Origin of the sequence: Blastococcus brunescens (assembly GCF_035320885.1) — a bacterium.
GTDB lineage: Bacteria > Actinomycetota > Actinomycetes > Mycobacteriales > Geodermatophilaceae > Blastococcus_B > Blastococcus_B brunescens.
On sequence record NZ_CP141261.1, the window covers coordinates 409,864 to 423,127 of the forward strand.

Annotated in this window: 13 protein-coding genes, 1 tRNA gene and 1 pseudogene; 7 read left to right on the top strand and 8 right to left on the bottom strand. The window is 72.3% G+C overall.

Annotated elements, in window-relative coordinates:
* Positions 1-97 precede the first annotated feature (97 nt).
* Both U6N30_RS02905 and U6N30_RS02910 read left to right on the top strand, forming a co-directional pair.
* Positions 98-171 (top strand) — tRNA-Leu (locus U6N30_RS02905).
* A 154-nt stretch (positions 172-325) separates the two neighbouring features.
* Positions 326-1,138 carry a Bax inhibitor-1/YccA family protein gene (locus U6N30_RS02910; RefSeq protein WP_324276067.1) on the top strand — a complete coding sequence of 271 codons (813 nt, stop codon included), beginning with the start codon at positions 326-328 and terminating at the stop codon, positions 1,136-1,138.
* Between the two features lie 151 nt (positions 1,139-1,289).
* Here the strand turns inward: U6N30_RS02910 and U6N30_RS02915 are convergent, their stop codons facing one another.
* The gene (locus U6N30_RS02915) at positions 1,290-2,510 is read right to left on the bottom strand and encodes an acetyl-CoA C-acetyltransferase (protein WP_324276068.1); all 1,221 of its coding nucleotides are present in this window, start codon (positions 2,508-2,510) and stop codon (positions 1,290-1,292) included.
* A gap of 121 nt (positions 2,511-2,631) precedes the next feature.
* Positions 2,632-3,444: an SGNH/GDSL hydrolase family protein gene (locus U6N30_RS02920; protein WP_324276069.1), complete on the bottom strand. Its 813-nt coding sequence runs from the start codon at positions 3,442-3,444 to the stop codon at positions 2,632-2,634.
* Positions 3,445-3,954: 510 nt separating this feature from the next.
* On the opposite strand from U6N30_RS02920, the gene U6N30_RS02925 reads away from it, so the two are divergent.
* Positions 3,955-5,136, top strand: coding sequence for a DUF2252 domain-containing protein (locus tag U6N30_RS02925; protein WP_324276070.1), 1,182 nt, complete (start codon positions 3,955-3,957; stop codon positions 5,134-5,136).
* A 49-nt stretch (positions 5,137-5,185) separates the two neighbouring features.
* On the opposite strand, the gene U6N30_RS02930 is transcribed toward U6N30_RS02925, so the two are convergent.
* From U6N30_RS02930 to U6N30_RS02950, 5 genes are read right to left on the bottom strand one after another with little or no spacing between them, the layout of a single operon-like run.
* Positions 5,186-5,692, bottom strand: a complete 507-nt coding sequence (locus U6N30_RS02930) for an AbrB family transcriptional regulator (protein ID WP_324276071.1) — start codon at positions 5,690-5,692, stop codon at positions 5,186-5,188.
* Positions 5,689-6,285: an AbrB family transcriptional regulator gene (locus U6N30_RS02935; RefSeq protein WP_324276072.1), complete on the bottom strand. Its 597-nt coding sequence runs from the start codon at positions 6,283-6,285 to the stop codon at positions 5,689-5,691. Before U6N30_RS02935 ends, U6N30_RS02930 begins: the two co-directional genes overlap by 4 nt.
* A 6-nt stretch (positions 6,286-6,291) precedes the next feature.
* Positions 6,292-7,512, bottom strand: a complete 1,221-nt coding sequence (locus tag U6N30_RS02940) for a vWA domain-containing protein (RefSeq protein WP_324276073.1) — start codon at positions 7,510-7,512, stop codon at positions 6,292-6,294.
* On the bottom strand, positions 7,512-8,276 hold the full coding sequence (locus U6N30_RS02945) for a hypothetical protein (protein WP_324276074.1): 765 nt from the start codon (positions 8,274-8,276) through the stop codon (positions 7,512-7,514). Before U6N30_RS02945 ends, U6N30_RS02940 begins: the two co-directional genes overlap by 1 nt.
* Position 8,277: 1 nt before the next feature.
* On the bottom strand, positions 8,278-9,591 hold the full coding sequence (locus U6N30_RS02950; protein ID WP_324276075.1) for a sigma 54-interacting transcriptional regulator: 1,314 nt from the start codon (positions 9,589-9,591) through the stop codon (positions 8,278-8,280).
* Positions 9,592-9,723: 132 nt separating this feature from the next.
* On the opposite strand from U6N30_RS02950, the pseudogene U6N30_RS02955 reads away from it, so the two are divergent.
* From U6N30_RS02955 to U6N30_RS02965, 3 genes and pseudogenes are all read left to right on the top strand, one after another.
* A pseudogene (locus tag U6N30_RS02955) lies at positions 9,724-10,787 on the top strand (threonine ammonia-lyase); the annotation flags it as partial.
* 105 nt (positions 10,788-10,892) lie between these two features.
* A complete protein-coding gene (locus tag U6N30_RS02960) occupies positions 10,893-11,144 on the top strand; it encodes an ACT domain-containing protein (RefSeq protein ID WP_324278142.1) in 252 nt (83 codons plus the stop codon).
* Positions 11,145-11,336: 192 nt separating this feature from the next.
* Positions 11,337-12,014, top strand: a complete 678-nt coding sequence (locus U6N30_RS02965) for an ATP-binding cassette domain-containing protein (protein ID WP_324276076.1) — start codon at positions 11,337-11,339, stop codon at positions 12,012-12,014.
* A 4-nt stretch (positions 12,015-12,018) separates the two neighbouring features.
* Here the strand turns inward: U6N30_RS02965 and U6N30_RS02970 are convergent, their stop codons facing one another.
* Positions 12,019-12,198, bottom strand: coding sequence for a hypothetical protein (locus tag U6N30_RS02970; protein WP_324276077.1), 180 nt, complete (start codon positions 12,196-12,198; stop codon positions 12,019-12,021).
* A gap of 64 nt (positions 12,199-12,262) precedes the next feature.
* Here U6N30_RS02970 and U6N30_RS02975 point away from each other — a divergent pair, with 64 nt between their 5' ends.
* Positions 12,263-13,069, top strand: coding sequence for an ABC transporter permease (locus tag U6N30_RS02975; RefSeq protein WP_324276078.1), 807 nt, complete (start codon positions 12,263-12,265; stop codon positions 13,067-13,069).
* The last annotated feature ends 195 nt before the right edge of the window (positions 13,070-13,264 follow it).

Below are 13,264 nucleotides of genomic sequence, written 5' to 3' on the forward strand. Positions count from 1 at the left end.
GCATCACCCGGACCGGGATCTGGGGACGGCGGTTCACGGACGTCACCGTACGGGTCGACCTCCGGAGACTGCCCGGACCGCTAGCGTGCCCGGCAACGCCCCCGTAGCCCAATCGGCAGAGGCAGGCCCCTTAAAAGGGTCACAGTGTCGGTTCGATCCCGACCGGGGGCACGGTCAGCAGTCGATCGGCAGCCCGCCTCGGACGCCCGGACGGGGGAACCCGCGACACGCCGGAACGTCCTGGGGGCCTCGGGCGTTGACCTGACCGAGTGGAGTGCAGCACCGTGAGCTCCACGGACCGACCAGTCACCTCAGGGAGATGACGATGCCCAGCAGTAACCCGGCGTTCAAGGGTCTCGGCGGCGCCGGCAACGGCCAGCAGTACGCAGGCTGGGGCGCCCAGCCCCAGTCGCAGTACGGCGCGCCCGCCACCGCCGACCCCTATGCCGCTCCGTCGCCGTACGCGGCGACCACCACGCGCTACCTGACGATGGACGACGTCGTCGCGAAGACCGGCATCACGTTCCTGGTGACCGTGGCCACGGCCGCCGCCACCTGGGCGCTGCCCGGTCAGGCGGCCTGGGGCTTCGCGCTCCCGGCCGTGCTCATCGCCTTCGTGCTCGGCCTGGTGATCGCGTTCAAGCAGATCGCCAACCCGATCGCCACGCTCAGCTACGGCGCCCTGTACGGCGTCGCGCTCGGAGCGATCAGCGAGGCCTTCAACGACATCTACCCCGGCATCGTCATGCAGGCGCTGATCGGCACGTTCGGTGTCTTCGCCGGCATGCTGGTGGTCTACAAGACCGGCGCCATCCGGGTCACCCCGAAGCTGACCCGCTGGGTCATGGCCGCCGGTATCGGCGTGCTGGTGCTCATGGTGGCGAACCTGGTGGCTGCGTGGATCGGCGGCGGCGACGGCCTGGGCCTGCGCTCCGGCGGCCCGCTGGCGATCGGTTTCAGCCTGCTCGTGATCGGTGTGGCGGCGTTCTTCCTGCTGCTGGACTTCGACCTGGCCGACGAGGCCATCCGTCGGGGCGCCCCGGCGAAGTTCGCCTGGTACATCGCCTTCGGCCTGCTCGTGACGGTCATCTGGCTCTACATCGAGATCCTGCGACTGCTCAGCTACTTCCGCGAGTAACCTGCACCGCAGGAACGAAGGCCCGGTCCCCGCGAGGGGCCGGGCCTTCGTCGTCGCTGCGCGCTATTCGATGTCGATCATCGTCTCCGTGCACGCGACACGGTCGGACACGCCGGCCCGCCGAGCGCGCAGACGATGATCAACCGGGTGTTCAGCTCAGGCGCTCGATGATCATCGCCATGCCCATGCCGCCACCGACGCACATGGTCTCCAGGCCGAAGGTCGTGTCCTTGGTCTGCAGGCCGTTGATCAGCGTCCCGGTGATGCGGGCGCCGGTCATGCCGAACGGGTGGCCGACGGCGATGGCGCCGCCGTGCACGTTCAGCTTGTCGATGTCGATGCCCAGGTCGCGGTAGCTCGGGATGACCTGGGCGGCGAAGGCCTCGTTGATCTCCACGAGGTCGATGTCGTCGATGGTCATCCCCGCGCGCTGCAGGGCGAGCTTGGAGGCGTCGACCGGCCCGTAGCCCATGATCTCCGGCGAGAGGCCGGTGACCGCGGTGGAGACGATCCGGGCCAGCGGGGTCAGCCCCAGCTCGGCGGCCTTGGTGTCGCTCATGACCACCACCGCGGCGGCGCCGTCGTTGAGCGGGCAGGCGTTGCCCGCCGTCGCCCGGCCGTCGGGGCGGAAGACCGGCTTGAGCTGCGCGAGGGCCTCGACCGTCGTGCCGGCGCGCGGGCCGTCGTCCTTGCTGACGACGGTGCCGTCCGGGGTGGTGACCGGGGTGATCTCCCGGTCCCAGAAGCCGTTGTCGATGGCGGCTTCGGCCAGGTTCTGGCTGCGCGCGGCGAACTCGTCCATCTCCTGGCGGGAGACGTCCTTGATCAGCGCGAGGTTCTCCGCCGTCTGCCCCATGGCGATGTAGATGTCCGGGACGTCGCTGTTCTCGCGCGGGTCGGTCCACGAGTCGGCGCCGCTCTCGGCGACCTTGGCCCCACGGGCCTCGGCGTCGGCGAACACGGGGTTCTTGGTGTCCGGCAGGCCGTCGCTGTTGCCCTTCACGAACCGCGACACCATCTCCACGCCCGCGGAGATGAACACGTCGCCCTCGCCGGCCTTGATCGCGTGCATGGCCATGCGCGTGGTCTGCAGCGAGGAGGAGCAGTAGCGGGTGATCGTCGTGCCGGGCAGGTGGTCCATGCCGAGCAGCACGCTGACGACGCGGCCCATGTTGTAGCCCTGCTCGCCGCCGGGCAGGCCGCAACCGAGCATGAGGTCGTCGATGTCGCGCGGGTCGAGGGCAGGCACCTTGTCCAGCGCAGCACGGACGATGGTGGCGGTCAGGTCGTCGGGTCGCAGGTCCTTCAGGGAACCCTTGAACGCGCGGCCGATAGGGGAGCGGGCGGTCGCGACGATGACTGCTTCGGGCATGGGTCCTCCACGATGAGGTGGGCGCCGGGCACGGGTGCGCAGGCGACGGGTCGCCTCGAAACTACTCCGCGGTAACGGGCGTGGCGGTGCCCCGCCCCGGCCGCGTGCGGAGCTGTCCCGGTCAGGCGGTGACCGAGGCCTCAGCCGACTCCCGCGCCTCCTCGGGCGTGGGGATCCCGGTCGGCCGCCGACGGCGCAGCAGCGCCCACGCGCCCCACGGTCCGGTGTCCGAACCGCGCACCTCCGCGGGCTGGACCTCGGTACCGGTGCGACTGGCGGCCCGCGCCGCGGCCTGCTCGATCGGCCGCACGGTGCCGCGACGGATCGGGCGCACGCCACGGTCGGCCGAGGCGGGCCAGACGCCGACGGCGTCGGCGACCGACGGCAGCAGCACCGCGGCCGCCTGCGCGTAGCCGTGCGCGCTCGGGTGGAACTCGTCGACGCTGAACATGTCGCGGTCGGAGGCGAAGGCCGGCCCGAGGACCGACCCGAGCGACACCGTGCGCCCGCCGGCCTCGACGACGGCGACGGTCTGGGCGGCGGCCATCTGCCGGCTCCAGCGCCGGGCCAGGGTGCGCAGCGGCTGGGCGATCGGCCGGATCGTGCCGAGGTCGGGGCAGGTGCCGACCACGACCTCGCAGCCGGCCGCGGTGAGCCGGCGTACGGCGTCGGCGAGGTGGCGGACGGAGTCAGCCGGGCGGGTTCGGCTGGTGACGTCGTTGGCGCCGATCATGATCAGGGCGACGTCGGGACCCTCGGCGAGCGCCTGGTCGACCTGCACGTCCAGCTGTGCCGAACGGGCGCCGGAGACGGCCAGCCGGAGCAGTCGCACGGGGCGCTCGGCCAGCTCGGCGAGGGCGGCGGCGATGAGGACGCCCGGCGTCTGGGACGAGTGCTCGACACCCAGCCCCACGGCGCTGGAGTCGCCGAGCACGGTGAACACGAGGGCGTGGCGCGGCCGTTGCGTGCACCGCTGCCGTACACGCCGTCGCCCGAGGGTGGGCCGGCCTTGTCGGTGCGGGCCTCGATGTTGCGGCGGGCCGCGCGGGCCTCCTCGCGGAGGAGCGCGACGAGGGCGGCGCTGCCGAGGGCCACGCTGCCGCCTCCGTAGGCGGTGGCGGCGGCCAGCCGTCGCGCCGTTGCCGTCCGCGTCACGGTGCCTCCGCTCCGGTGCTCTGCGTCGTTGGCCTGGTGTCCTGGTCTGCCGTCGGTGCTGCTGCCGAGGTTATCGGCCCTCTACCGTGCTTCCTGTGGCCCTATCACCCGCAGGTGTGACCCATTCCACAAACCCGGAGGATCGCCGTCAGCTGATCGTCGACGTCCTGGTCGAGGCGTTCGCCGACCTCATGGCTGCCGACGCGAGCGCGTTCCGCACCAAGTTCCGCAAGATGGCCGCTGATCCCTTCGCGTTCTACCGGGGAGTGCCTGCCTGTTCTACGCCGACATGGCGACCAGCGAGGACCGCTGGTGTGACGAGCAGACGTCCCGCGTGTGGATCCACGGCGACCTGCACGCGGAGAACTTCGGCACCTACATGGACGCCAACGGCCGGATCGTGTTCGACGTCAACGACTTCGACGAGGCCTACCTGGGCCACGTCAGCTGGGACCTGCGCCGCTTCGCGGCCAGCTTCGCGCTGATGGCCTGGCGGAAGGCGTTCTCCGACGAGGTGATCGGCGACCTGCTCGCCGTCTACCTGAACGCGTGGCTGGACCAGGTGGAGGCCTTCACCCGCTCGGACGCCGACCGCGAGTACGCCCTGCTGGCCGACAACACCCACGGCGCGGTGCACGAGCTGATCCGCCGGACGGCCACCCGCACCCGGCTGGGCCTGCTCCAGCGGATGACCAAGGTGGAGGACTACGAACGCCAGTTCGCCGAGTCGCCACGCAACCGCCGGCTGGACGACGCCGAGCGGGAGGAGGTCCTCGCGGCGCTGGAGCGGTACAAGGCGACGCTGCCCCCGCGTCCGTGGCGGCGGGAGGTGGCCTACGACGTCAAGGACGTCATCGGCACCGGCGGCTTCGGCATCGGCAGCGCCGGGCTCCCCGCCTACAACGTGCTGCTGGAGGGCTACGACCAGGCGCTGGAGAACGACGTCGTCCTGTCGGTGAAGCAGGGCAACGTGCCCGCACCCAGCCGGATCGTCGACGATCCGGAGATCCGTGGGTACTTCGAGCACGAGGGCCACCGGACGGCGGTGAGCCGGCGGGCCCTGCAGTCGCACGCCTCCCAGTTCCTCGGCTACACCGACATCCGGGGAACCGGATTCGTCGTCGCGGAGCTGTCGCCCTACGAGCTCGACCTCGAGTGGGACGACCTCACCGAGCCCGCCGACATCCGGCCGGTCCTGGAGCAGCTCGGCCGGGCGACCGCGAAGCTGCACTGCGTGGGCGACGCCGACAGCGACCACACGCTGGTGCCGTTCCAGACGGAAGAGGCGATCGTGGCGATGCTGGCCGGGCGCCGGCAGGAGTTCGTCGACGATCTCGTCGAGTTCGCGCACTCCTACGCGCGGCGGACCCAGGACGACTTCCGGCTGTTCGTCGATGCCTTCCGCGCCGGCGAGATCCCCGGCATCAGCTCGAGCGAGCAGTTGCTGCCGACGGACGCGGCACGTGGATGACCATGCCGACGTGGCGGCCAGGCCGGCCGACGGACGGCCATCGTCCTGATCAGGGCGGGAACAGGTACAGCAGGAGAGGTACCGACGCGACCACCAGCAGGACGCGCACGAGGTGGAACACGGCCACCTGCCCCGCCCCGTAGTTCCGCTCGACCGCGAGGGCGATCAGCACCTCGAGGGCGCCGGGCGACGTCGCCAGCACGTCACCCCGGGGGCTGCGGCCGGTGCGACGCAGGATCCAGGTGATGCCGAGACCGCCCGCGATGAGAACCAACGCCGCCGCAGTCGCAGGCAGCAGCTGTCCGCCGAGCAGGTGCACGGTGTCCCGCGTGACGCGCATCCCGATCTGCGCACCCACACAGATGAGCACCAGGTTGGCCAGCCACGGTGGGACGGTGATCTCCCACCCGGTGACGAGACCGGCAGCGGCCGCGCCGACGACCGAACCGAAGATCAACCCACCCGGTATGCCTGCCGCGCCGGCGACCATCCCCGCGCCGGCGCCGGCCCCGAGGAGGGCGAGGAACTGTCCGGCGGCGTGCGCGCGACGCCTCACGGGTCGGGGTGACGTAGGAGGGCCACCAGCAGCGGCGACAGCAGGACGACGAGCATCAGCCGGACCATGTGGAACATCGCCACCTCCATGCTGCCGGTCTGCACTTCGATCGCTGTCCCGACGAGCACGCTGAGCGCCCCCGGCGACGTGGCGAGGGCGACCGCGGGTGGCGCCCACCCGATCGCTTCGAGTGCCGCGGCGACACCGAGCCCGAGCGCAATGATGGCCACGCCCGAGCACACCGCCATCAGCAGTACGGAACGGAGCTCGCGTACCGCCTTGCGCGTCAGCAGCAACCCGGTCAGCGTTCCGACCGCGATCGGGATCGCGATGTTCATCGCGGCCGGCACGGGTAGCCGGCTTTCCGACGCCAGCGTCACGGCCGCGGCGCCGATCGCGGAGCCGACCAGCAGGCCACCGGGAAGTCTCAGGCGCCGCGCGAGCAGACCGCCTGCGACGGCCGCCGCCAGCGTCGCGAGCATCAGCACGGAGGCCCCCGCTTCTGAGGAAGGCCTATACCGTATATGGGGGCACGGTCGTGATCTCGGCCGCTCAGGTGTCGCGACGTGTCGAGATCCACGCGATCTCGGCACGTTCCCTCAGCGGGCCCGACGACCCCGGCGGGTGCGGAGGTAGTCGGCCACCACGTACTCGCCGAGCCGCTCGGCGTCGGGCTGGAACACCCGGCCACCGGCGCGCTGGGTGAGGTCGTGCACGAAGTGGATCAGGCCGGGGTCGGGGTCCAGGGCGAACACGTTCACGGTGGCCCCGGTGCGGGCCACCCGCTCCATCTCGGCGACCGTGCGGGCGATGGTCTCCGGCATCGGCGGCCAGCAGAAGAACGGCGTCCCGTCGTCCTCCAGATGGGCCGTGGGCTCGCCGTCGGTGACGACGAGGACCACCGGCTCGGCGTCCCGGTGGTGGGCGAGGAACCGGCGGGCGAGCATCAGGCCGTGCTGCAGGTTGGTGCCCTGCAGGGTGTCCACGGACAGCTCGGCGAGGGTCTCGGGCCGCAGCACCTGGGCGGTGGAGCTGAACCCGATGATCTGGATCGCGTCCTGCGGGAACCGGGTGGTCACCAGCGAGTGCAGTGCCATCGCCGTCGACTTCGCCGCGCCCCAGGTGCCGCGCAGCGCCATCGAGTAGGAGAGGTCGACCAGCAGGGCGACCGCCGCGCCGGTGCGCCGTTCGGTCTCGACCACCTCGAAGTCCTCGACGGCGATCTGCACCCTCTTCTGCCCGTCGCTGCGCGGGCTGCCCGCCGTCCGCAGAACGGCGTTCTTCACCGTGCGGACGACGTCCAGCGGCTGCTCGTCGCCGAACCGCCACTCCCGTGAGCTGCCGGTGAGCTCCCCGGCGGCTCCGGCGTCGGCGACGTCGTGCTCCCCGCGGCCGGTGGCGTCGAGCGTGGCGAACACCCGGCGCAGGGCGGTGGCGCCCAGCCGGCGCACTGCCTTGGGCGAGAGCTCGAGCTTGCCGTCGGACCGGTTGAGGAAGCCCTGTCGTTCGAGCTCGCGCTCGAGCTGCCGCAGGGCCGCGAGGTCGTCGACCGCCGGCCGGCCGAGGGCGCGCTCGAGCAGTTCCTCGTCGATGTCGGCCAGCGACGCACCGGCGTAGCCCTGCGAGAGCTGGCTCGACAGGGCCTCGAGGTCGGCGAGCTCGGCGACCGCGCTGGTCGCGTCGCCCATGCCGAGGGACTGCTCGCCGTCGGGGACCTGGCCGCGCTGGCCCCACGGGAGGTCCGGGCGGGCCTGCCGGAGGGCGTCCTGCAGGTGCGACATCTCACTGGCCAGCCCCATGTCGGACATCGTCTGGGCCATCAGGTCCGACAGCTCGGCCCGCTGCTCGGGGAGAGGCCGGCCATCATCCGTTCCTGCGCCGCTGCCCGCCGGGCCAGGGAGTCGACGAGCTCCTCGATCGACTGCGGGTCGTCGGGGAAGAACTGGCCGTGCTTGGCCATGAAGTCGGCGAAGCGCTCGTCGGTGTCCTCGCCGCGGTTGTGCGCGTCGATGAGCTGCGACAGGTCGGCGACCATGTCCTTGACCGCCTGCATGTCCTGCTCGGTGGCGTTCTCCAGCGCCTGCTTCATCGAGGCGAAGGAGCTGTCGAGCACCTCGCGGCGGAGCAGGTCCTGGATCTGCTCGTAGGCCTGGCGGGCCTCCGCCGAGCGCCACGGGTACTCCTTGAGCGCGCGCACGGCGCCCGCGGTGTCCTCCGGCAGGGCGTCGAGCTCGGCCTCGGCCAGGCGCGCCCCGTCGTCGGGGTCGGGGAACAGCTCGCGCTTCTCGGCGTCCAGGGCGCGGTCGAGCAGCTCGCGGACCTCTTCCAGCGTGCCGTCCATCCGCCCGGCTGTGCGGGCCTTGCGCAGCCGCTCGCGCACCGAGCGGCGGAGCTCGTCCAGGCCGCGCCGGCCCTCGGTGCCGCGCCGCAGCAGCTCGCGCAGCGCCTCGCGCACGCCGCTGCCGCCCAGCACCGAGTCACCGATCTCGTCGACGGCGTTGCCCAGGTCGTAGGGCGGGGCCAGCGGGTCGGGCCCGCCGTGCCACTTGCCGTACCGGTAGCCCTTCCCGGGCCGGCGTGGCATCTCAGGCCCCGTAGACCGTGCGGGTGCCGTCGGTGTCCTTGGCCAGCCGGCGGGTGAGGTAGAGCCCTTCGAGCGCGAACTCGACCGCGGCCGCGGCCTGCTCCGCCGACTGCTCGCCCTCCGGCACCCCCAGTCGGCCCAGCAGCTCGGCCAGCCTCGGGATGGTGCCCAGCTGGCCGAGCAGCGCCGGTGCGGGTACGAGTTCGCCCGACTCGACGGTCTCCCCGCCGGTGAAGTGCTCCTGCAGCCCGGTCAGGTCCAGCCCCGCGCACCGGGCGCGGAAGGTCTGCGCGGTGGCCTGCCGCAGCAGGTGCTCCAGCACCTCCAGCTCCCGCTCGTCGTCGGGATCGGAGCCGGCGTCGGCGAACTCGACCTTGCCCCGGCTCGCCGGGACGACGCTGGGCAGGTCGACCACCCGCGCGACCGGCCGGGTCTCACCGGCGATCGCGGCCCGCCGGACGGCGGAGGCGGTGAGGGTCTCCAGCCCCGCGATGGCGAAGCGGGCGCTGACGCCGGAGCGCTGGTCGACGTGGCTGGACTCGCGGACGAGGCGGGTGAACCGGGCGACGATCTCGACCAGGTGCTCCGGGACGATCGGGGCGTCGAGGGTGCCGTTGCCCCCGGCGCGACCCATCCAGCTGGTCTGCGCCTCCTGGTGCAGCAACCGGATCTCGTCGGCGAGCTCGATCGGGTAGTGGGTGCGCACCTCGGCGCCGAACCGGTCCTTGAGCGGGGTGATGATCCGGCCCCGGTTGGTGTAGTCCTCGGGGTTGGCGCTGGCGACCAGCAGCAGGTCCAGCGGCAGCCGGACGCGGTAGCCGCGGATCTGGATGTCGCGCTCCTCCAGCACGTTGAGCAGCGCGACCTGGATGCGCTCGGCCAGGTCGGGCAGCTCGTTGACGCTGAAGATGCCCCGGTTGGTGCGCGGCACCAGGCCGTAGTGCACCGTCTCGGGGTCACCCAGGGTGCGGCCCTCGGCCACCTTGATCGGGTCGACGTCGCCGATCAGGTCACCGACGCTGGTGTCGGGGGTCGCCAGCTTCTCGCCGAAGCGCTCGCTGCGGTGCAGCCAGCCCACCGGGGTGTCGTCGCCGTGCTCGGCGATCTGCCGGTGCGCCCACACCGAGATCGGGTGCAGCGGGTGCTCGTTGAGCTCGCTGCCGACGAGGACGGGCGTCCACTCGTCGAGCAGCCCGACGAGGGTGCGGATCAGGCGGGTCTTGCCCTGCCCGCGCTCGCCGAGCAGGACGAGGTCGTGGCCGGCGATGAGGGCGCGCTCGACCTCGGGGAGCACGGTGTCCTCGAACCCGACCATGCCGGGGAGGCTGGGCTGCCCGGCACCCAGCCGGGCGAGCAGGTTCGCCCGCAGTTCGGCCTTGACGGGGCGAAAACGGGCGCCGGTCCCGCGGAGCTCGCCGAGCGTCGTGGGGGCGGGGGAAGGGGGCTGATGTGGCCGGTTCCGTCACCTCGACCACGGTACGACGACTATGTGATCTGTCGTCCTCCGGACGACACCGCGACCAATTTCCGTCCCCTTTCCCGCCGAGCCGTTGCGTCGCACCTGGGCGAACCCCTCCAGGGTCCACTCGGCGCGACAGCCGTGGTTCGGCGCCGTACGGCTGCTCCCGCCTGCGATGATCGCCGCGTGGCCACCTCCGACGTACCCCTGGTCAGCGGCGCGGACATCGAGTCCGCCGCCGCGCTGCTCGCCGACGTCGTCCGGCACACCCCGCTCTGGCACTCCCGCGGGCTGGCCGACCGCGTCGGAGGACCGGTGTGGCTCAAGTGCGAGAACCTGCAGCGGACGGGATCGTTCAAGATCCGCGGCGCCTACACGCGGATCTCCCGGCTCACCGACGCCGAGCGCGCCCGCGGCGTGGTCGCCGCCAGCGCAGGCAACCACGCCCAGGGCGTCGCGCTGGCCGCCCGCCTGCTCGGGTGCTCGGCCACGGTCTTCATGCCCGAGACCGCGCCGCTGCCGAAAGTGGCCGCGACCCGGGCCTACGGCGCGGAGATCCGGCTGGGCGGACCGACGCTGACCGAGGCGCTCGCCGCCGCCGCCGAGCACGCCGAGCGCACGGGCGCGGTCCTGATCCACCCGTTCGACCACGTCGACGTGCTCGCAGGCCAGGGCACCGTGGGCCTGGAGGTCCTCGACCAGTGCCCCGACGTGGCCACCGTCATCGTCTGCACCGGGGGCGGGGGACTGGTCTCGGGCGTGGCGGCAGCGGTGAAGTCGCGCCGTCCCGACGTCCGGGTGGTCGCCGTGCAGGCCGAAGGAGCCGCGGCGTTCCCAGGGTCGCTGGCCGAGGGCGGCCGCTGCCGCTGCCGGCCATGGCCACCATGGCCGACGGCATCGCTGTCGCGTCGCCGACCGACCTCACGCTCGCCCACGTCCAGGGGCTGGTCGACGAGGTCCGGACCGTGACCGAGGAGGACCTGTCCCGGGCGCTGCTGTTCTGCCTGGAGCGGGCCAAGCTCGTCGTCGAGCCGGCCGGCGTCGCGGCCGTGGCCGCGGTCCTCGCCGACCCCGAGGCGTTCGCGCCGCCGGTCGTCGCCGTCGTCTCCGGCGGCAACATGGACCCGGTCCTGCTGCTCAAGGTGGTGCAGCACGGCATGGCCGCGGCCGGGCGCTACCTCTCGCTGCGGCTGCGGGTGCCCGATCGGCCGGGGTCGCTGGCCGGGGTGCTGGCGGCCCTCGCCGCCGTCGGCGCCAACGTACTCGAGGTCGAGCACGAACGGACCGCCACCCGGCTCGACATCGGCGAGGTCGAGGTGTTCGTCGTCCTGGAGACCCGCGGCCCCGACCATGCGACCGACGTCGTCGCCTCGCTGACGCAGGCCGGGTACGCGGTCACCCGGGAGTGACGTCCGCCGGCGACCGATGACTTCGCGCGGCCGGCAGGGTCCTGATGTCCGTGAACTCGACCCTGCCTGTCCGCCGACCGCGAAACGCGGTCGGGAACTGTCACCGTCCCGCCCTAGCGTGGGCTCCATGACCGACGCGATCGTGGTCGAGGGCTGGTCAAGCGCTACGGCGCCACCACCGCCCTCGACGGAGTGGACCTGACCGTGACCGAGGGCTCGGTGCTCGGGCTCCTCGGCCCGAACGGCGCGGGGAAGACGACGGTGGTGCGGATCCTCACCACGTTGCTCCTCGCCGACGAGGGGCGCGCGGAGGTGATGGGGCTCGACGTCGTGCGCGACGCGGACGACGTGCGGGCGTCGATCGGTCTCACCGGCCAGTACGCCGCCGTGGACGAGTACCTGACCGGCTTCGAGAACCTGGAGATGGTCGGCCGGCTGTACCACCTGCCCAAGGCGGAGGCCCGTGCGCGGGCGGACGAGCTCCTGGAGCGGTTCGACCTGGTGGACGCCGCGCACCGGCCGGCCAAGACCTACTCCGGCGGCATGCGCCGCCGGCTCGACATCGCGGCCTCGCTGATCAACCGCCCTCGCGTGCTGTTCCTCGACGAGCCGACGACCGGGCTGGACCCGCGCAGCCGGCTGGCGATGTGGGAGTTCATCGCGGAGCTCGCCGACGGCGGGACGACGATCCTGCTGACCACCCAGTACCTGGAGGAGGCCGACCGGCTGGCCGACCGCATGGTCGTCATCGACCGCGGCCGGGTCATCGCCCGAGGGACGGGGACGACCTCAAGGCGCAGGTCGGTGGCCAGCGGCTGGAGTTCACCCTCGCCCGGGCGGTGGACCTGCCCGACGTCGCGCAGCGGCTGAGCCCCTAGCCTTCGAGGACGCCCGCACCGACGAGCAGACCCGGCGGCTGAGCCTGCCGGTCCGCGGCGGCACCGAGGTGCTCGCCGAGGCTCTGCGCCTGCTGGAGGGCACCGGGATCGAGGTGCTCGACGTGGGGCTGCGCCGTCCCGACCTCGACGACGTGTTCCTCACCCTGACCGGGCATGCCGCCGAGGACGCCCCGACCGACGACACCCAGGCCGAGCCGGTGCCTGCCGGAGGGGAGCCCGATGACCGCGCTGACGATGGCTGTCTCCGACAGCCTGACCATCACCCGCCGCAACCTGATCAAGGTCAAGCGCGTCCCCGACCTGATCGTCTTCGCGACGCTGTCGCCGATCATGTTCGTGCTGCTGTTCCGCTACGTCTTCGGCAGCGCGATCCCCATCCCCGACGGCCTCGACTACGCCGAGTTCCTGCTGCCGGGCATCTTCGCCCAGACGGTGATCTTCGGCAGCACGATCACCGGCGCGAGCCTGGCCGAGGACCTGCAGAAGGGCCTCATCGACCGCTTCCGCTCACTGCCCATGGCCAGGTCCGCGGTGCTGATCGGGCGCACCGTCGCCGATCTGCTGCTGAACGTCCTGACCATCGCCGTCATGATGATCACCGGCTTCGTGGTCGGGTGGCGGATCCACACCTCCATCGGCGAGGCGATCCTCGGCGTGCTCCTGCTGCTGACCTTCGCCTACGCGATGTCGTGGGTGATGGCCTTCGTCGGACTGCTCGTCCGGACCCCGGAGGTCGTCAACAACGCCAGCTTCATCGTGATCTTCCCGATCACCTTCATCGCGAACACGTTCGTGCCGATCGACAACTTCCCGACCGTCCTCAAGACGTTCGCGCAGTGGAACCCGGTGTCCGCGGTGGTCCAGGGTGCCCGGGAGCTGTTCGGCAACGTCGTGCCGGGTGCGCCGGAGCCGGAGGGCTGGGCGCTGCAGAACCCGGTGCTCTACGTGTTCATCTGGGTGGCGCTGTTCCTGGCCGTCTTCGTGCCGCTCGCGGTGCGCACCTACCGCCGGACGGCCGGTCGCTGACCGTCGGGCGGGAACCGGCGGTCCGTCCCGCCGGTTCCCGCCCGGCCGCCGCCTGCTCCAGGACGACGGCGGCACCGTGCCCGCGTGGACGGTGGCGTTGGACGGCACCGGCCCGATGACCGTCGCCGGGCGGGGACTGGGCGCCGTCATGGGGACGCTGCTCCCGCGCGCGGCACGGGCTCTGGAGCGCCGGCT